The organism is Pseudomonas fluorescens (genome assembly GCF_002022275.1).
In the GTDB taxonomy this organism is placed as follows: domain Bacteria; phylum Pseudomonadota; class Gammaproteobacteria; order Pseudomonadales; family Pseudomonadaceae; genus Aquipseudomonas; species Aquipseudomonas fluorescens_AJ.
In genome coordinates, this window is sequence record NZ_MSDF01000014.1 from 659,888 (window position 1) to 677,466 (window position 17,579).

Consider the following 17,579-nt stretch of genomic DNA (forward strand, 5'->3'; position numbering starts at 1 on the left):
GCTCCCGCTGCGGCTTACCAGGTTTGGGTGGCCTTGAACTTCTCGATACCGGCTTTCATGCCAGCGTCGATTTCGTCATTGAAGTCACCCTTCACGTTGATCTTGGCCAACAAGTCGGCGTGATCGCGGTTGAAGTAAGCAATCAGCGCTTGTTCAAAGCTGCCGACCTTGGTGATTTCGACGTCAGTCAGGAACCCACGCTCAGCGGCATACAGCGACAACGCCATGTCGGCGATCGACATTGGGGCGTATTGCTTCTGCTTCATCAGCTCGGTAACGCGCTGACCATGCTCAAGTTGCTTACGGGTCGCTTCGTCCAGGTCAGAAGCGAACTGGGCGAATGCCGCCAGTTCACGGTACTGAGCCAGAGCGGTACGGATACCACCGGAGAGCTTCTTGATGATCTTGGTCTGAGCGGCACCACCCACACGGGATACCGAAACACCGGCGTTCACTGCAGGACGGATCCCGGAGTTGAACATGGCCGATTCCAGGAAGATCTGACCGTCGGTGATGGAAATCACGTTGGTCGGAACGAACGCGGAAACGTCGCCAGCCTGGGTTTCGATGATCGGCAGTGCGGTCAGGGAACCGGTTTTGCCGGTCACTGCGCCGTTGGTGAACTTCTCTACGTACTCTTCGGACACGCGGGATGCGCGCTCCAGCAGACGGGAGTGGAGATAGAACACGTCGCCTGGGTAAGCTTCACGGCCTGGTGGACGGCGCAGCAGCAGGGAAATCTGGCGGTAAGCCACTGCTTGCTTGGACAGATCGTCATAAACGATCAGCGCGTCTTCACCGCGGTCGCGGAAGTATTCGCCCATGGTGCAACCGGAGTACGGTGCCAGGAATTGCAGCGCAGGAGATTCCGAAGCACTGGCAGCCACGATGATCGTGTTGGCCAGGGCGCCGTTTTCTTCCAGCTTGCGAACCACGTTGGCGATGGTCGATTGCTTCTGACCGATCGCTACGTAGACGCAGAAAATGCCGCTGTTTTTCTGGTTGATGATCGCGTCGATGGCCAGAGCGGTTTTACCGATCTGACGGTCACCGATGATCAGCTCACGCTGGCCACGGCCGACAGGGATCATGGCATCGACAGCCTTGTAGCCAGTCTGTACAGGCTGGTCTACCGACTTACGCCAGATCACGCCTGGAGCAACTTTCTCGACCGCGTCGGTCTCGGTGTTGCCCAGTGGACCTTTACCGTCAACAGGGTTACCCAGTGCGTCGACTACGCGACCCAGCAGTTCCTTACCAACCGGAACCTCCAGGATGCGGCCTGTGCACTTGGCGCTCATGCCTTCGGCAAGAGACTGGTAAGCGCCCAATACAACAGCACCTACGGAGTCTTGCTCCAGGTTGAGGGCCATACCGTAGACGCCGCCCGGAAACTCGATCATCTCGCCGTACATTACGTCGGCCAGACCGTGAATCCGCACGATGCCGTCAGATACGCTGACGACAGTGCCTTCGTTACGGGCTTGGGAGGTCACATCGAGCTTGTCGATGCGGCCCTTGATAATTTCACTTATTTCGGAAGGATTGAGTTGCTGCATTGCTCTGCTGCCCCTTCAAACTCAAGATTTCAATGCTTCGGCAAGTTTCGCGATTTTGCCGCGAATCGAGCCATCGATAACCAGGTCGCCGGCACGGATAACAACACCACCAATAAGGGATGCGTCCTCCGAAGCTTGCAGGCGCACTTCCCGATTGAGTCGTGCACTGAGAACCTTGGCGAGTTTGTCTTGCTGTTCTTGGTTCAATGCAAAAGCACTGGTGACTTCAACATCTACCGATTTCTCTTCTTCGGCCTTGTACAGGTCGAACAGAGCGGCGATCTCCGGCAAAAGCGGGAGACGGTCGTTTTCGGCAACGACGTGGATGAAGTTCTGCACTTTCACATCAAACTTGTCGCCGCACACTTCAATAAAAGTGGCGGCCTTGTCTGCGCTCGTCAGGCGCGGGGCCTTGAGCACGCGCTGCATGGTGTCGTCTTGCGACACTGCTGCAGCCAGGCCGAGCATGGCTGACCAAGAGGCCAGTTGCTGGTGGGCCTGGGCGTGCTCAAAGGCTGCCTTAGCGTAAGGTCGAGCCAACGTGGTCAGTTCTGCCATGATCGCCCTCGCTTAAATTTCAGCAGCCAGTTTGTTAACCAGCTCCGCGTGCGCGTTTTGATCGATTGTGGCACCCAGGATCTTCTCAGCACCGCCAACCGCCAGAGCACCCAGTTGGGCACGCAGCGCGTCTTTGACGCCGTTCAGTTCTTGTTCGATCTCGGCATGAGCCGAAGCCTTTACACGGTCAGCTTCGACGCGGGCTTTATCAACAGCCTCTTCGACGATCTGGTTACCGCGTTTCTTGGCTTGCTCAATGATTTCAGCTGCCTGTGCCTTAGCGTCGCGCAGTTGATGACCCGCTTTCTCTTGGGCCAACTCCAGGTCGCGAGCTGCTCGGGCTGCAGCGTCCAGCCCATCCGCAATCTTCTTCTGACGTTCGTGCAGAGCTGCGATGACCGGAGGCCATACGAACTTCATGCAGAAAACGACAAAAATCAAGAACGCTAAGGACTGACCAATAATGGTTGCATTAATGTTCACGCCAATACCTCGCTCATTCGTTGCACAACACACCAATCACTCGAAAAAACGAGTGATTAACCGGCGAGTTGACCAACGAAAGGGTTCGCGAAGGTGAAGAACAGAGCGATACCAACACCGATCATGGTCACGGCGTCGAGCAGGCCGGCGACGATGAACATTTTAACTTGCAGCATTGGAACCATTTCTGGCTGACGCGCTGCGCCTTCCAGGAACTTGCCGCCCAGCAGGCCGAAACCAATGGCAGTACCCAGGGCGCCCAGGCCGATCAACAGTGCAACAGCGATAGCGGTTAGACCAACTACAGTTTCCATCTTTCCTCCCGACTTTTACGTCGTATGGTTTAGGTTTTTTAGATTTTAAAGCGGTAAAACAAATCGTTTCATAGCCCTGTTGGGCCACCTTCCCGTTTCACCGGGAAGGACATCAGACTAGTCGAGACTGGTCTTAATGGTTCTCTTCGTGCGCCATCGACAGGTAAACGATGGTCAGCATCATGAAGATGAAGGCCTGCAGGGTAATGATCAGGATGTGGAATACAGCCCACGCCCACTGCAGAACAATGCCCAGGCCGCTAAGCCAGAGCAGGCCGCTGCCGAACATCACAGCGATCAGAATGAACACCAGCTCGCCGGCATACATGTTGCCGAACAGTCGCAGTGCCAGGGAAATCGGCTTGGCGATCAGGGTGACGAATTCCAGCAGGAAGTTCACCGGGATCAGCAGGGCTTGAACGAAGATGTTCTTGCTGCCGAACGGGTGCAGGGTCAGTTCGCCGATGAAGCCGCCGATACCCTTGATCTTGATGCTGTAGAAAATGATCAACGCAAATACCGACAGGGCCATGCCCAGGGTAGCGTTAGGGTCAGTGGTCGATACGGCACGGAATGGAATGTGCGGATCGCCGCTGATTGCCATGGCGAGCTGAGGAATCCAGTCAACCGGGATCAGGTCGACGGCGTTCATCAGGAACACCCAGACGAAGATGGTCAGTGCCAGCGGTGCAATCACCGGGCTACGGCCATGGAAGCTGTCTTTCACGCTGCCATCGACGAATTCGACCAGCACTTCAACGAAGTTCTGCAAGGCACCAGGTTGACCGGAAGTCGCCTTCTTTGCCGCCATGCGGAAAATCAGGACGAAGATCAGACCCAATGCGACCGACCAGCCCAGAGTGTCCAGGTGGAAAGCCCAGAAGCCCATTTCTTTGGCCTCTGCTGCGGAGTGGGCAAAGCCCCAGCCGCCATTAGGAAGCTGACCGAAGGTCAGGTTCTGCAAGTGGTGCTGGATATAGCCCGAAGCGGTTGTTTCTGCCATGGTTGCCTCAAACGCCCTAAGGTTTCGAAAGTCTTGTTTTCATTAGCAGGGGAGCGAACCAGCTGACCAGTTGGGTCAACACGAAGACGCCGAATACAGCCAGCGGCGCCAATGGCTTCACACCTGCAAAGGTCAGTGCAAACAGCACTGCCGTCAAAATCAATTTCCCTGCTTCGCCAGCATAAAAAGACCGGACGATAGCCTGGGCTGCTCGGGCGCCGGAAAACCGAAAGGCCCTGTGAGCAAAATACATATTGGGCAGCAAGGCTATCAGGCCCCCGCAGAGTCCTGAATATCCGGCAACGACTCCATGCCAATACCAAAGCGCCAATGCGGCGATCAGTAAAATGACAAATTGAGCCAATAAAACCGGAAAAACGGCCAAGCGATGGAACGGCGACGTGTTTGGCGTGCGGGTTTCCCTCACTCTTGCTCCTCAATGGCCGGCTGCCGCAAATCAATAACTTGGCATAATTTGTGCCGACAAAATGCGCGCAGAGTATAGGGGCGGTTCAGCCCCTATTCAACTGTCGGGTAGTGTTTTCCGATCGCGCGCTACATAAGCAAATGTTTCAGCGGATGTGGGCAAGGACGCCCTGAAGCTCATCGAGCGAGTTATAACCGATGACCAATTGCCCTTTGCCTTTCTTGCCGTGGCGAATTTGCACCGCGGAGCCCAGCCGCTCGGCCAGCCGCTGCTCAAGGCGTGCGATATCCGGATCAGCTTTGACCGGTTCGACCGGTGCAGGTTTGCCGCTCAGCCACTGGCGAACCAACGCCTCGGTCTGACGAACGGTGAGCCCCCGTGCGACAACGTCTCGCGCCCCTTCAACCTGTTGATTTTCCGGCAAACCCAGCAAAGCACGGGCGTGGCCCATTTCCAGATCGCCATGCGACAACATGGTCTTGATGACTTCCGGCAACGCAATCAGGCGCAGCAAGTTGGAGACGGTCACGCGGGATTTACCCACTGCCTCGGCCACTTGTTGCTGGGTCAGCTGGAATTCCTGCTGCAAACGCTGCAACGCGATCGCTTCTTCGATCGGGTTGAGGTCTTCACGCTGAATATTCTCGATCAATGCCATGGCGATGGCGGTTTCATCCGGCACATCGCGCACCATCGCCGGGATGGTTTCCTTGCCGGCCTGCTGGCTGGCGCGCCAGCGGCGTTCGCCGGCGATGATTTCAAAGCGCCCGCCACCGATGGGGCGTACCACGATCGGCTGCATCACGCCTTGAGCCTTGATCGAGTTGGCCAGTTCTTCCAGCGCCTGGGGGTCCATGTCCCGGCGAGGCTGGTATTTGCCACGCTGGATCAGGTCCAGGGGCAAGTGCTGCAGCTCGCGCTCGTCGGCCTGCACCGCTTGTTCTTCAAGCGATGTGACGGTCGGACCACTCAGGAGTGCATCCAGTCCACGTCCGAGACCTCGTTTCTTGACGGCCATGGGGATTCCTTAAGTTGGCTGGGCTGCAGCGGTGCGAGAGTTGCGGCGTTGACGGCGAACCATCTCGCCGGCCAGCGCCAGATAGGCAATGGCACCCCGCGATGATTTGTCGTACGCCAACGCCGGCATGCCGTAGCTTGGAGCCTCGGCCAGACGGATGTTGCGCGGGATCACCGTGTCGTAAAGCTGCTCACCAAAGTGTTCCTTGAGCTGCGCCGACACATCGTTCATCAGGCTCAGGCGCGGGTCGTACATCGTGCGCAGCAACCCTTCGATCTGCAGGTTCGGGTTGAGCAACTCGGCGATACGCTTGATGTTATCCACAAGGTCGCTCAAGCCTTCCAGCGCGAAGTACTCGCACTGCATGGGGATAATCACCCCGTCGGCGGCGACCAACGCGTTCAATGTCAGCATCGACAGGGACGGCGGGCAGTCGATCAAAATGTAGTCGTAGTTCTCGCGGATCGGCGCCAAGGCGCTGCGCAGACGGCTTTCTTTCATCTGCATTTCCAGCAACACCACTTCCGCTGCGGTCAGATCGCGGTTGGCCGGCAGCAGTTGATAACCGCCGTGCTCGGAGTAATGCATCGCCTGGGCCAGGTCGCACTCGCCAATCAGCAAGTCGTAGACCGAGTTTTCCAGGCCGTGTTTATCCACACCGCTACCCATGGTGGCGTTGCCCTGTGGATCGAGATCGATCAACAGCACCCGGCGCTTGGTAGCGACCAGGGATGCTGCGAGGTTGATGCAGGTGGTGGTTTTGCCCACGCCACCTTTCTGGTTCGCTATCGCGAATACCTTAGCCATTCTTGCTTGTGTTCCCAATCATGCCGTGCGGCGCAGTATCAGCAGATGGCGTTGGCCTTGGCAACCGGGTACGGCCAAGGCGTGTTCGCTATCGAGGTGGAAGTCTGCCGGCAATGCTAACAGCTCATCGCTTGGATGGACGCCCTTCATTGCCAGCCAGCGGGTGTCGCGGTCGCCCAGGTGACGCGTCCAGTTGCTGAAGTTCTCCATACTGCTGAAGGCCCGGGAAACAATTCCGTTGAAGGGCTGTTCAGGTGTGAAGTCTTCGACGCGGCTGTGGATAACTTGCAGGTTGTCCAGCTTGAGCTCGAGTTTAACCTGGGTCAGGAAACGGGTTTTCTTGCCGTTGCTGTCCAGGCACGTCACTTGGGACTCTGGAAACAGGATGGCCAACGGGATGCCCGGCATGCCGCCGCCACTGCCAACGTCGAGCCAGCGTCCGTTTTCGATAAACGGCATGACGCTCAGACTGTCGAGCAGGTGACGCGAAACCATTTCGTCCGGATCACGTACGGCGGTCAGGTTGTAAGCCTTGTTCCACTTGATCAACAGGGCCAGGTAGCCCAACAGCAAGTCGTGCTGGGCCGGGTTCAGGTCGACGCCTAGCTGGCGTGCACCTGTGGATAACTCTTCGGCGTGTTGCGAGGTAACAGACGAACTCAAGCGCTTTGCTCCAACTGACGGCCCGCGCCGCGTTTTTTCAAATGAATCATCAACAGCGAAATGGCTGCCGGAGTGACGCCGGGAATGCGTGAAGCCTGGCCCAGGGTTTCCGGCCGAGTTATCCCCAGCTTGCTTTGAATTTCCTTCGACAGCCCGGAAATCCCGGTGTAGTCGATATCCACAGGCAGCTTGGTGTCTTCACTGGCGCGCAGGCGAGCAATCTCATCCTGCTGGCGATCAATGTAACCGGCGTATTTGGTCTTGATTTCGACCTGCTCGGCGACCTGTGGGTCTTCTGCACCGCCGCCTGTCACTTCGACCAGACCAGCGTAGTCGATTTCCGGACGGGACAGCAGGTTCAGCAAGTTGTATTCGTGAGTCAGCGGCGTGCCGAACTTTTCGGCGATCGCATCGCCCTGCTCGGTGCCCGGGCGGACCCAGGTACTTTTCAGGCGTTGTTCTTCGAGCGTGATGCTTTCGCGTTTTTTGCAGAAAGCTTCCCAACGCGCGTCATCGACCAGGCCCAGGTCGCGGCCTTTTTCGGTCAAGCGCAGGTCGGCGTTGTCTTCGCGCAGGATCAGACGGTATTCAGCCCGGGATGTGAACATCCGGTACGGTTCCTGGGTACCCAGGGTAATCAGGTCGTCGACCAATACGCCGATGTACGCCTCATCGCGACGCGGGCACCAGCTGTCTTTGCCTTGTGCACGCAGTGCCGCGTTGGTCCCGGCCAGCAAACCCTGGGCTCCGGCTTCTTCGTAGCCGGTAGTGCCGTTGATTTGCCCGGCGAAGAACAAGCCGCCGATGACTTTGGTTTCCAGGCTGTATTTTAGGTCACGCGGGTCGAAGTAGTCGTATTCGATGGCGTAGCCCGGACGCACGATGTGTGCGTTTTCCATGCCGCGAATCGATTGCACGATCTGGATTTGCACGTCGAACGGCAGAGATGTGGAAATCCCGTTCGGGTACAGCTCATGGGTGGTCAAGCCTTCGGGCTCGATGAAGACCTGGTGGCTTTCCTTGTCGGCAAAGCGGTGGATCTTGTCTTCAATCGACGGGCAGTAACGCGGGCCGATACCTTCGATCACCCCGGAATACATCGGCGAACGGTCGAGGTTGGCAGCAATGATTTCGTGGGTCCGGGCGTTGGTGTGGGTAATCCAGCAACTCACCTGTTTCGGGTGCTGTTCTTTGTTACCCATGAACGACATGACCGGGATCGGCGTGTCACCGGCTTGTTCAGTCATCACCGAGAAATCCACAGAACGCCCGTCAATACGCGGTGGAGTCCCGGTTTTCAGGCGGCCGACACGCAGCGGCAATTCACGCAGGCGTTTTGCCAGGGCAATCGACGGCGGATCACCGGCGCGGCCACCGGAATAGTTCTGCATACCGATGTGGATAAGTCCGCCGAGGAAGGTACCGGTGGTCAACACCACGGAGTCTGCGTGAAAACGCAGGCCCATTTGGGTGACAACACCGCGTACCTGATCCTGTTCGACGATCAGGTCATCGGCAGCCTGTTGAAATATCCACAGGTTCGGCTGGTTTTCCAGGGTTTCGCGTACCGCCGCCTTGTACAGGATGCGGTCGGCCTGTGCCCGGGTCGCACGTACGGCCGGGCCTTTGCGGCTGTTGAGCACGCGAAATTGAATACCACCTTTGTCGGTAGCCATGGCCATTACGCCACCGAGGGCGTCGATTTCTTTGACCAGATGGCTTTTGCCAATCCCGCCAATGGCGGGATTGCAACTCATGGCACCGAGGGTTTCCACGTTATGCGTCAGCAACAGGGTTTTTACACCCATGCGTGCTGACGCCAGTGCTGCCTCGGTACCGGCATGACCGCCGCCGATGACGATCACTTCAAAACGGGAAGGGAAATCCACCACGCACCTCGTGCCTGCTTATGTAGGTAATCAGGAATTGTTTGTTGAAAGGGTTTTCGAGCCAAGGCGGCAAGTATAGGGACTTAGCCCTTCCTAAAGAACCCTTTGCACAAAATTTAACCAGCTGTGGATGAATCACTGACAATAGAAATTAAAAGAGAGAAATCTATTAAATCTTTGTTTTTATGTTTATTTCTACTGAGGCTACTTTCTGTGGATAGATCTCTACAGGCCTTTATTCACGGTGTGTACAGAGATTCAAAAGTCTGTGGTCATGTGCCCGTGAGGCGCTTGGATAAGTGCCCTAAGCCTGTGGATTAAACAGGTGGTTATCCACAGGCGGGTTTTTACTCAGGTTTCAAGCCCTGTTATCAACTGGGCACAGGGGTGGTTATTAACAGGGCTTAATCCACAGAAATCTATCTTTCTGCTCAAATTTCGCCCACGCAAATGCCCTGGCGAGCAGCCATGTTTTCAAATTAAGTGTTGAGCACCCGGATACGGGTAGAGCAGACAGGCGCGAATGGCCTGTCTGGGAACAGCGATAAGGCTATTTACCGATACAAAAGCTGGAAAAGATGCGCCCCAGCAAATCATCCGAGCTGAATGCACCGGTGATTTCCCCCAGCAACTGTTGAGCCTGACGCAAATCCTCCGCCAGCAGCTCACCAGCACCCGCCAAGGTCAGCTGCGCTCGACCGTGCTCCAACGCTGCACTGGCATGTCGCAGCGCCTCCAGGTGCCTGCGGCGCGCACTGAAGCTGCTCTCGGAGGTCTGCTCGTAGCCCATGCAGGCCTTGAGATGGTCACGCAGCAACTCCAGACCCTCACCCGCTGATTTGGCACTCAGGCTGATAGTGACGTGGCCATCTTCGCTGGTTTCCATCGCAATAGCTTCACCGGTCAGGTCCGCCTTGTTGCGGATCAAGGTGACCTTGGCGGGGTCTGGTCGTTGCTCAAGGAATTCCGGCCACAGGGCAAAAGGATCTACCGCCTCCGGCGCATTGGCATCGACTACCAGCAGCACACGGTCAGCTTCACTGATGGCCTTGAGCGCCCGCTCCACGCCGATCTTCTCCACCTGATCATCGGTGTCGCGCAAACCGGCGGTGTCGACCACGTGCAGCGGCATGCCGTCGATGTGGATATGTTCGCGCAGGATGTCCCGGGTAGTGCCGGCGATCTCGGTGACAATAGCGGCTTCACGGCCGGCGAGGGTGTTCAGCAGGCTGGATTTACCGGCATTGGGACGCCCGGCTATCACCACGGTCATTCCGTCGCGCAGCAAGGCGCCCTGTCCTGCTTCGCGTAATACGGTGGATAACTCCCCGCGGACTTTATCCAGCATCGCCAATACATGGCCATCGGCAAGGAAGTCGATTTCCTCCTCCGGAAAATCGATCGCCGCTTCCACGTAAATACGCAGGTTGATCAACTGCTCGGTCAAGTTATGCACACGCAGGGAAAATGCGCCCTGCAGCGAGCGCAACGCATTGCGCGCGGCCTGTGCGGAACTCGCCTCGATCAGGTCAGCAATGGCTTCGGCCTGGGCCAGGTCGAGTTTGTCGTTGAGAAATGCACGCTCGCTGAATTCACCCGGGCGAGCAAGCCGGCAGCCCAGTTGCAGGCAGCGTTGCAGCAACATATCCAGTACGACCGGGCCACCGTGGCCCTGCAGTTCCAGGACATCTTCACCGGTGAAGGAATTCGGCCCCGGGAAATAAAGGGCCAGGCCTTCATCCAGAACGCTTTTATCAGCATCCAGAAACGGACCGTAATGGGCATACCGCGGTTTGAGCTCGCGGCCGCTGATAGCGTTGGCAGCCACGCCGGCGAGCGGCCCGGAAATTCTAACGATGCCGACACCGCCGCGACCTTGAGCGGTAGCAACAGCAGCGATGGTTTCACGAGGAGCGCTCATCAGCAGGTTCCAGAACAAAAGTGACGGAAAGCAAAACGCCCCACTAGGGGGCGTCTTGAGTGGTTATCCACAGAGTAAATTACGCCGCAGCTTTTTTGGTAGCCGCTTCGATTTTACGAGTGATGTACCACTGTTGGGAGATCGACAGGCAGTTGTTGACCACCCAGTACAGCACCAGACCAGCCGGGAACCACAGGAAGAAGAAGGTGAAGATGATTGGCATCATTTTCATCACCTTGGCCTGCATCGGGTCCGGCGGAGTCGGGTTCAGACGCTGCTGGATGAACATGGTCGCGCCCATGATGATCGGCAGGATAAAGAACGGGTCTTTGATCGACAGGTCAGTTATCCACAGCATGAACGGTGCCTGGCGCATCTCGACGCTTTCCAGGAGTACCCAGTACAGCGACAGGAACACCGGCATCTGTACCAGAATCGGCAAGCATCCACCCAGCGGGTTGATCTTCTCTTTCTTGTACAGCTCCATCATGGCCTGCGACATTTTCTGCCGGTCATCACCATGTTGTTCTTTCAACGCGGCCAGTTTCGGTGCCACGGCACGCATGCGCGCCATCGACTTGTAGCTGGCTGCCGACAGAGGGAAGAAGATCCCTTTGATCAGCATGGTCAGGAAGATAATCGAGAAGCCCCAGTTACCGACGATGCTGTGGATATGTTGCAGCAGCCAGAAGATCGGCTGGGCAATGAACCACAGAATGCCGTAGTCCACAGTCAGTTCCAGACCTGGGGACAATTCTTTCAGCACAGCCTGACTTTTCGGACCGGCATACAGAGTGGCGCTGGTTTCAGCCTTGGCACCTGGAGCGACGGTCAACGCCGGGCCAGTAAAACCAATGATGTAGTTGCCTTGGCTGTCTTTGCGGGTTTGAACCAGGTTGGCATCACCCTTGTTTGGGATCCATGCGGTCACGAAGTAGTGTTGCAACCAGGCTACCCAACCGCCTTGTACCGTTTCTTTCAGCGCGCCCTTGTCGATATCTTTCATCGACACTTTTTTGTACGGCTCGCTACTTGTCCACAGGGCTGCGCCCAGGTAAGTGGCGGTGCCGGTGGCGGTGCTGGAAGAAGGATCGGCGCTGTTATCACGCTTGAGCTGGGCAAACAGGTTGCCGCTCCATGGTTTGGCGCTTTCGTTGTCGATCAGGTAAGTGACCTTCAAGTCGTACAAACCGCGGGTGAAGCTGAAGCGCTTGATGTAGTTGACGCCGTCGAGGCTGAATTTCAGGTCAACGTTCAACTGGTTCTGGCCATCAGCCAGTTGATAAGTCTTCTGTTCGGTCGAATAAACCGGACGACCGGTAGCACGTGCGTCCGGACCATCGGTACCGGTCAGGCCACTTTGTGCCAGATAAGTACGTTCACCACCGTTATCGAACAGTTGGAACGGAACATCCGGGTGGTCCTGGCGACGTGGATACAACGGCAGTTTCAACTGCGCGATATCACCACCTTGTGGGTCGATAGCCAGGTCGAGCACATCCGTTTTTACGTGGATGAGGTCTTTGTTAGTAACAACTGGCGTTTCTAAAGGGGCGCTTGTCTCGCCATTCGCGCTGGGAACATCGGCACTCGCGGACGCATTGTTACCCAACGGGGTGTCCGGAATAGCCGGCGCAGCCTGATTGGCAGCAACATTCTGAGTCGGCAGGGCAGCCTGGCCATAGTCCTGGTTCCACTTAAGAACCATAACGTAGGACACGATTGCCAGGGCGACGATCAGGATCGTGCGTTTAATATCCATGATTACTCGGCCATCGAAGAAGAACGGGAGGTAGGGATAGGTGGAACCGGGTCATAACCACCGGGATTCCACGGATGACAGCGACCTAAACGACGAAAGGCCAGCCAGCCACCGCGCAGAACACCATGATTTTCTATGGCTTCCAGCGCGTAGCAGGAACAACTGGGGTAGAAACGACAGTGATCAGCCATCAGAGGACTAATGGCATAGCGGTAAAACTGGATCGGAACGAGGGCCAGTTTACGCATCAAGGCTGTCTACCCCTACAGTTTCGGTGCTGACTGCTGGTGCTGGCTTGTTGGTACGCGCCAAACGTTTCCAGAGCTTGCCGAAATGCTGAATCAATTCGGGGTTTTCTACGTCCCCCAAGCCTTTGCGCGCGACGATAACAATATCCCAACCAACCAGAGTGTCCTGGTGGAGGCGAAACGATTCGCGCATCAGACGCTTGAGGCGATTGCGCTCAACGGAGAGCTTTACGCTCTTCTTGCCGATCACCAACCCGAGACGGGGGTGATCAAGATCGTTGTTACGCGCAAGGAGCAGGAGATTTTTCCCCGGAACCTTGCCGGTGGGGGAGTCAAAGACTGCCTTGAAATGCCGGGGGGTTAGCAGACGCTTTTCCCGACTGAAGTCCTGACTCACCACCAGTACCGGATTATCAAACTGCCAGACGCGCACGACCTTTGGCGCGGCGACGCGACAGGACAGCACGGCCGTTCTTGGTAGCCATGCGAGCACGGAAGCCGTGAGTACGGGCGCGTTTGATGGTGCTTGGTTGGAAAGTACGTTTCATGGCGTTGTTACCTGGTTCGTCCACAACGGGCCGGAATGGCCCCCGTTTTAAGAGACCGGCGATTCTAGAGAAAGCAAGCCTCTAGGTCAATTTCCAACCAGCTTTTCCTTCAATTAGATCTTTATAGGCATTGCGACCCTTTGCAGGGCTCCCGGATGACAGGGGCAATGCCATAGATATAAAAATAAAGAAGGAAGTTATTTAAAGCTTTTCTGTAAAGCTTATAAAAGCTAGGGCCGCCATCATCTGTGGATAACTGCTCTGAGGCTATATTCCACGGGCTGTACAGAGAATGACAACTACGGGGGAAAACGGTGCTCTCCCTGTGCTGCACTGTCGGATAAGCTGTGGGTGGAATGGCTTGTTATCCACAGGCCAGTTACCCACAGACTTTTGACCCCACTTGTACAACGAGCTCAGGCACGCTTATCCACAGAGCTTATGCACAGACCATTGGTCGACTTTTTTGCGGTTAACACATTGATTTTGGGTGTCCTGTGCGCAACCTACATGTGGATAAGTGGGCGGCTGGCCGCTACAATGGCGGCTGTTTTTGCCTCACCGGCTTTCAACTTAGGGGATATCCGTGTCAGTGGAACTTTGGCAGCAGTGCGTGGAGCTTTTGCGCGATGAGCTGCCTGCCCAGCAATTCAACACCTGGATCCGCCCGCTACAGGTCGAAGCCGAAGGCGACGAGTTGCGCGTCTATGCGCCTAACCGTTTCGTTCTCGACTGGGTCAACGAAAAATACCTGAGCCGCGTTCTCGAATTGCTCGATGAACACGGCAATGGCATCGCCCCCGTGCTCTCCTTATTAATAGGCAGCAAACGCAGCTCCGCGCCTCGCGCTGCGCCGAATGCTCCGCTGGCAGCCAGTGCCTCGCAGGCGCAGGCCGCGGCAGCACCTGTTAATAACGCGCCGGCGCCGGTTGCGCAGACGCCGTCCAAATCGTCGTCGCAGAAAAACGCACCTATAAATGAAGAGCCGTCGCGTGACAGCTTTGATCCGATGGCGGGTGCCAGCTCCCAACAAGCACCGGTCCGCGCCGAACAGCGCACCGTGCAGGTTGAAGGCGCGCTCAAGCACACCAGCTACCTGAATCGCACGTTTACCTTCGAGAACTTCGTTGAAGGTAAGTCCAACCAGCTGGCTCGCGCAGCCGCCTGGCAAGTCGCCGATAACCCCAAGCACGGTTACAACCCGCTCTTCCTTTATGGCGGTGTGGGTTTGGGTAAGACGCACTTGATGCACGCTGTGGGTAACCATCTATTAAAGAAGAACCCGAATGCCAAGGTCGTCTACCTGCACTCGGAGCGCTTCGTGGCTGACATGGTCAAGGCCCTGCAGCTCAATGCCATCAATGAGTTCAAGCGCTTCTACCGTTCGGTGGATGCTTTGCTCATCGATGACATTCAATTCTTCGCGCGAAAAGAGCGTTCTCAGGAAGAATTCTTCCATACCTTCAACGCCTTGCTCGAAGGTGGCCAACAGGTCATCTTGACCAGTGACCGTTACCCGAAGGAAATCGAAGGCCTGGAAGAGCGTTTGAAATCGCGCTTCGGCTGGGGCTTGACCGTGGCGGTGGAGCCGCCGGAACTGGAAACCCGCGTCGCGATCCTGATGAAAAAGGCCGACCAGGCCAAAGTCGATCTGCCCCACGACGCGGCTTTCTTCATCGCCCAACGCATTCGTTCCAACGTGCGTGAGCTGGAAGGCGCGCTCAAGCGTGTCATCGCTCACTCGCACTTTATGGGCCGCGACATCACCATCGAGCTGATTCGCGAGTCCCTGAAAGATTTGCTGGCCTTGCAAGACAAGCTGGTGAGTGTGGATAACATCCAGCGCACCGTGGCTGAATACTACAAGATCAAGATTTCCGACCTGCTGTCCAAGCGCCGTTCGCGCTCGGTAGCTCGTCCGCGTCAAGTGGCCATGGCCCTCTCCAAAGAGTTGACCAACCACAGCCTGCCGGAAATCGGTGATGTGTTTGGCGGCCGCGACCACACCACGGTCTTGCACGCATGCCGCAAGATCAATGAACTTAAGGAATCCGACGCGGATATTCGCGAGGACTACAAGAACCTGCTGCGTACACTGACAACTTGATGACACCAGCGCAGCTTATTAAGGCAAGGGACTAGACCATGCATTTCACCATTCAACGCGAAGCCCTGTTGAAACCCCTGCAACTGGTCGCAGGCGTCGTCGAGCGCCGACAGACCTTGCCGGTGCTCTCCAACGTATTGCTGGTGGTCGAAGGCCAGCAATTGTCCTTGACCGGTACTGACCTTGAAGTCGAACTGGTCGGTCGCGTACAGCTTGAAGAGCCTGCTGAACCGGGCGAGATCACTGTGCCGGCGCGCAAGCTGATGGACATCTGCAAGAGTTTGCCTAACGACGCGCTGATCGATATCAAGGTCGACGAACAGAACAAGCTGTTGGTCAAGGCTGGTCGCAGCAAATTCACGCTGTCCACGTTGCCTGCCAATGATTTCCCGACTGTTGAAGAGGGTCCAGGCTCGCTGACCTGCAGCCTGGAACAAAGCCGGCTGCGCCGCTTGATCGAGCGCACCAGCTTCGCCATGGCCCAGCAGGACGTGCGCTACTACCTCAACGGCATGCTGCTGGAAGTGTCGGAAGGCATCATCCGTGCGGTGGCCACCGACGGTCACCGTCTGGCCATGTGCTCGATGAAAGCCGATATCGGCCAGCCGGACCGTCACCAGGTCATCGTGCCACGCAAAGGCATCCTTGAACTGGCGCGTTTGCTGACCGAGCCGGATGGCAATGTCAGCATCGTGTTGGGTCAGCACCACATCCGCGCAACCACCGGCGAGTTCACCTTCACGTCCAAACTGGTAGACGGTAAATTCCCGGACTACGAGCGCGTATTGCCTAAAGGCGGCGACAAGCTGGTACTCGGTGATCGTCAGGCCCTGCGTGAGGCATTCAGCCGTACCGCGATTCTGTCGAACGAAAAGTATCGCGGTATCCGTCTGCAACTGGCCAACGGTCAGCTGAAAATCCAGGCCAACAACCCGGAGCAGGAAGAAGCTGAAGAAGAAGTGGGTGTCGACTACAACGGCGGTTCGCTGGAAATCGGCTTCAACGTGAGTTACTTGCTCGACGTGCTGGGTGTGATGACGACCGAACAGGTACGCCTGATTTTGTCGGATTCGAACAGCAGCGCCTTGGTGCAGGAATCCGACAACGACGACTCGGCTTACGTTGTTATGCCGATGCGTCTGTAATCATGCTCAGCAGAAGCTAGATGTCCCTCAGTCGTGTCTCGGTCACCGCGGTGCGCAATCTGCACCCGGTGACCTTCTCCCCTTCCCCCCGCATCAATATCCTCCACGGCGCCAACGGCAGTGGCAAAACCAGCGTGCTGGAAGCCATTCACTTGCTGGGGCTTGCCCGCTCCTTTCGCAGCGCTCGCCTGTTGCCGGTGATTCAGTACGAACAATTGGCGTGCACGGTGTTTGGCCAAGTCGAATTGGCGGAAGGTGGCCACAGCAGCCTGGGGATATCCCGTGATCGCGGTGGGGAGTTCCAAATTCGCATCGACGGGCAAAATGCGCGAAGTGCTGCGCAGCTCGCAGAAATTCTGCCGTTGCAATTGATCAACCCCGACAGCTTCCGCCTGTTGGAAGGCGCACCCAAGATTCGCAGGCAGTTCCTCGATTGGGGTGTGTTCCACGTGGAACCTCGTTTTATGGCCACGTGGCAGCGCCTGCAGAAGGCCCTGCGGCAGCGGAACTCATGGCTGCGGCATGGTACACTTGACGCCGCCTCGCAAGCGGCCTGGGACCGGGAACTGTGCCTGGCCAGCGACGAAATAGATGAATACCGCCGCACCTATATCAAAGCCTTGAAACCAGTCTTTGAGCAGACCTTGAGTGAGTTGTTGGATCTCCAAGGCCTGACGCTGAGTTACTACCGTGGTTGGGACAAAGAGCGTGAATTGAGTGCAGTGCTCGCGACCTCCCTGCAGCGGGATCAGCAAATGGGTCATACCCAGGCTGGACCCCAACGGGCTGATTTGCGCCTTAGATTAGGCGCACATAATGCTGCGGATATATTGTCCCGCGGCCAGCAGAAGTTGGTGGTGTGTGCACTGCGTATCGCTCAGGGCCATTTGGTGAGCCAGGCCCGACGCGGTCAGTGTATTTATCTGGTGGATGACTTGCCGTCGGAACTCGACGAGCAGCACCGTCGCGCGCTATGCCGCTTGTTGGAAGACTTACGCTGCCAGGTGTTTATCACCTGTGTAGACCACGAATTATTGAGGGAAGGCTGGCAGACGGAAACGCCAGTCGCTTTGTTCCACGTGGAACAAGGCCGTATCACCCAGACCCACGACCATCGGGAGTGAAGG

At 56.7% G+C, this 17,579-nt stretch carries 18 protein-coding genes; 3 read left to right on the forward strand and 15 right to left on the reverse strand.

Translation table 11 applies throughout. The annotated features are described in order from the left end of the window. Positions 1 to 14: 14 nt before the first annotated feature. The 15 genes from atpA to rpmH all read right to left on the reverse strand — a co-directional run bounded on the left by atpA (position 15) and on the right by rpmH (position 13,200). Positions 15 to 1,559, reverse strand: a complete 1,545-nt coding sequence (gene atpA / locus BFW87_RS11280) for a F0F1 ATP synthase subunit alpha (protein WP_078739898.1) — start codon at positions 1,557 to 1,559, stop codon at positions 15 to 17. A 21-nt stretch (positions 1,560 to 1,580) separates the two neighbouring features. Further along, the gene (locus tag BFW87_RS11285; RefSeq protein WP_017135121.1) at positions 1,581 to 2,117 is read right to left on the reverse strand and encodes a F0F1 ATP synthase subunit delta; all 537 of its coding nucleotides are present in this window, start codon (positions 2,115 to 2,117) and stop codon (positions 1,581 to 1,583) included. 12 nt (positions 2,118 to 2,129) lie between these two features. Then, positions 2,130 to 2,600 carry a F0F1 ATP synthase subunit B gene (locus BFW87_RS11290; RefSeq protein ID WP_078739899.1) on the reverse strand — a complete coding sequence of 157 codons (471 nt, stop codon included), beginning with the start codon at positions 2,598 to 2,600 and terminating at the stop codon, positions 2,130 to 2,132. Between the two features lie 56 nt (positions 2,601 to 2,656). Further along, entirely contained in the window at positions 2,657 to 2,914 is a 258-nt protein-coding gene (atpE, locus tag BFW87_RS11295; protein WP_002555987.1) for a F0F1 ATP synthase subunit C, read from the reverse strand. Positions 2,915 to 3,047: 133 nt separating this feature from the next. Then, positions 3,048 to 3,917 (reverse strand): F0F1 ATP synthase subunit A, encoded by an 870-nt coding sequence (gene atpB / locus BFW87_RS11300; RefSeq protein ID WP_017736231.1) that lies wholly within the window; start codon positions 3,915 to 3,917, stop codon positions 3,048 to 3,050. A gap of 16 nt (positions 3,918 to 3,933) precedes the next feature. Beyond that, positions 3,934 to 4,344: a F0F1 ATP synthase subunit I gene (locus BFW87_RS11305; RefSeq protein ID WP_078739900.1), complete on the reverse strand. Its 411-nt coding sequence runs from the start codon at positions 4,342 to 4,344 to the stop codon at positions 3,934 to 3,936. Between the two features lie 145 nt (positions 4,345 to 4,489). Then, positions 4,490 to 5,362: a ParB/RepB/Spo0J family partition protein gene (locus BFW87_RS11310; protein WP_078739901.1), complete on the reverse strand. Its 873-nt coding sequence runs from the start codon at positions 5,360 to 5,362 to the stop codon at positions 4,490 to 4,492. Positions 5,363 to 5,371: 9 nt separating this feature from the next. After that, on the reverse strand, positions 5,372 to 6,169 hold the full coding sequence (locus BFW87_RS11315; RefSeq protein ID WP_071485337.1) for a ParA family protein: 798 nt from the start codon (positions 6,167 to 6,169) through the stop codon (positions 5,372 to 5,374). An 18-nt stretch (positions 6,170 to 6,187) separates the two neighbouring features. Next, the gene (gene rsmG / locus BFW87_RS11320; RefSeq protein ID WP_078739902.1) at positions 6,188 to 6,832 is read right to left on the reverse strand and encodes a 16S rRNA (guanine(527)-N(7))-methyltransferase RsmG; all 645 of its coding nucleotides are present in this window, start codon (positions 6,830 to 6,832) and stop codon (positions 6,188 to 6,190) included. Beyond that, positions 6,829 to 8,721, reverse strand: coding sequence for a tRNA uridine-5-carboxymethylaminomethyl(34) synthesis enzyme MnmG (mnmG, locus tag BFW87_RS11325; RefSeq protein WP_078740039.1), 1,893 nt, complete (start codon positions 8,719 to 8,721; stop codon positions 6,829 to 6,831). Before mnmG ends, rsmG begins: the two co-directional genes overlap by 4 nt. A 550-nt stretch (positions 8,722 to 9,271) precedes the next feature. Beyond that, complete coding sequence (mnmE, locus tag BFW87_RS11335) at positions 9,272 to 10,642, reverse strand: tRNA uridine-5-carboxymethylaminomethyl(34) synthesis GTPase MnmE (protein WP_078739903.1); 1,371 nt, start codon at positions 10,640 to 10,642, stop codon at positions 9,272 to 9,274. 79 nt (positions 10,643 to 10,721) lie between these two features. Continuing rightward, the gene (gene yidC / locus BFW87_RS11340) at positions 10,722 to 12,404 is read right to left on the reverse strand and encodes a membrane protein insertase YidC (protein ID WP_078739904.1); all 1,683 of its coding nucleotides are present in this window, start codon (positions 12,402 to 12,404) and stop codon (positions 10,722 to 10,724) included. A gap of 2 nt (positions 12,405 to 12,406) precedes the next feature. Continuing rightward, entirely contained in the window at positions 12,407 to 12,652 is a 246-nt protein-coding gene (gene yidD / locus BFW87_RS11345; RefSeq protein ID WP_078739905.1) for a membrane protein insertion efficiency factor YidD, read from the reverse strand. Beyond that, on the reverse strand, positions 12,645 to 13,049 hold the full coding sequence (gene rnpA, locus BFW87_RS11350) for a ribonuclease P protein component (RefSeq protein ID WP_010565857.1): 405 nt from the start codon (positions 13,047 to 13,049) through the stop codon (positions 12,645 to 12,647). The genes yidD and rnpA overlap by 8 nt, the downstream gene beginning before the upstream one ends. A 16-nt stretch (positions 13,050 to 13,065) precedes the next feature. Then, positions 13,066 to 13,200: a 50S ribosomal protein L34 gene (rpmH, locus tag BFW87_RS11355; protein WP_003213577.1), complete on the reverse strand. Its 135-nt coding sequence runs from the start codon at positions 13,198 to 13,200 to the stop codon at positions 13,066 to 13,068. Between the two features lie 586 nt (positions 13,201 to 13,786). Between rpmH and dnaA the strand changes: the two genes are divergently transcribed. The 3 genes from dnaA to recF are packed head-to-tail and all read left to right on the forward strand — an operon-like array spanning position 13,787 to position 17,576. Continuing rightward, positions 13,787 to 15,307 carry a chromosomal replication initiator protein DnaA gene (gene dnaA, locus BFW87_RS11360; protein ID WP_078739907.1) on the forward strand — a complete coding sequence of 507 codons (1,521 nt, stop codon included), beginning with the start codon at positions 13,787 to 13,789 and terminating at the stop codon, positions 15,305 to 15,307. A 38-nt stretch (positions 15,308 to 15,345) separates the two neighbouring features. Further along, positions 15,346 to 16,452 carry a DNA polymerase III subunit beta gene (gene dnaN / locus BFW87_RS11365; RefSeq protein ID WP_078739908.1) on the forward strand — a complete coding sequence of 369 codons (1,107 nt, stop codon included), beginning with the start codon at positions 15,346 to 15,348 and terminating at the stop codon, positions 16,450 to 16,452. Positions 16,453 to 16,472: 20 nt separating this feature from the next. After that, on the forward strand, positions 16,473 to 17,576 hold the full coding sequence (gene recF, locus BFW87_RS11370) for a DNA replication/repair protein RecF (RefSeq protein WP_078739909.1): 1,104 nt from the start codon (positions 16,473 to 16,475) through the stop codon (positions 17,574 to 17,576). Positions 17,577 to 17,579 lie beyond the last annotated feature (3 nt).

Excerpts from the sequence above, each read along its gene's own strand:
- atpA (WP_078739898.1), bottom strand. The coding sequence starts at position 1,559 with ATGCAGCAACTCAATCCTTCCGAAATAAGTGAAATTATCAAGGGCCGC.
- BFW87_RS11285 (WP_017135121.1), bottom strand. The coding sequence starts at position 2,117 with ATGGCAGAACTGACCACGTTGGCTCGACCTTACGCTAAGGCAGCCTTT.
- atpE (WP_002555987.1), bottom strand. The coding sequence starts at position 2,914 with ATGGAAACTGTAGTTGGTCTAACCGCTATCGCTGTTGCACTGTTGATC.
- atpB (WP_017736231.1), bottom strand. The coding sequence starts at position 3,917 with ATGGCAGAAACAACCGCTTCGGGCTATATCCAGCACCACTTGCAGAAC.
- BFW87_RS11310 (WP_078739901.1), bottom strand. The coding sequence starts at position 5,362 with ATGGCCGTCAAGAAACGAGGTCTCGGACGTGGACTGGATGCACTCCTG.
- BFW87_RS11315 (WP_071485337.1), bottom strand. The coding sequence starts at position 6,169 with ATGGCTAAGGTATTCGCGATAGCGAACCAGAAAGGTGGCGTGGGCAAA.
- mnmE (WP_078739903.1), bottom strand. The coding sequence starts at position 10,642 with ATGAGCGCTCCTCGTGAAACCATCGCTGCTGTTGCTACCGCTCAAGGT.
- yidC (WP_078739904.1), bottom strand. The coding sequence starts at position 12,404 with ATGGATATTAAACGCACGATCCTGATCGTCGCCCTGGCAATCGTGTCC.
- yidD (WP_078739905.1), bottom strand. The coding sequence starts at position 12,652 with ATGCGTAAACTGGCCCTCGTTCCGATCCAGTTTTACCGCTATGCCATT.
- rpmH (WP_003213577.1), bottom strand. The coding sequence starts at position 13,200 with ATGAAACGTACTTTCCAACCAAGCACCATCAAACGCGCCCGTACTCAC.
- dnaN (WP_078739908.1), top strand. The coding sequence starts at position 15,346 with ATGCATTTCACCATTCAACGCGAAGCCCTGTTGAAACCCCTGCAACTG.
- recF (WP_078739909.1), top strand. The coding sequence starts at position 16,473 with ATGTCCCTCAGTCGTGTCTCGGTCACCGCGGTGCGCAATCTGCACCCG.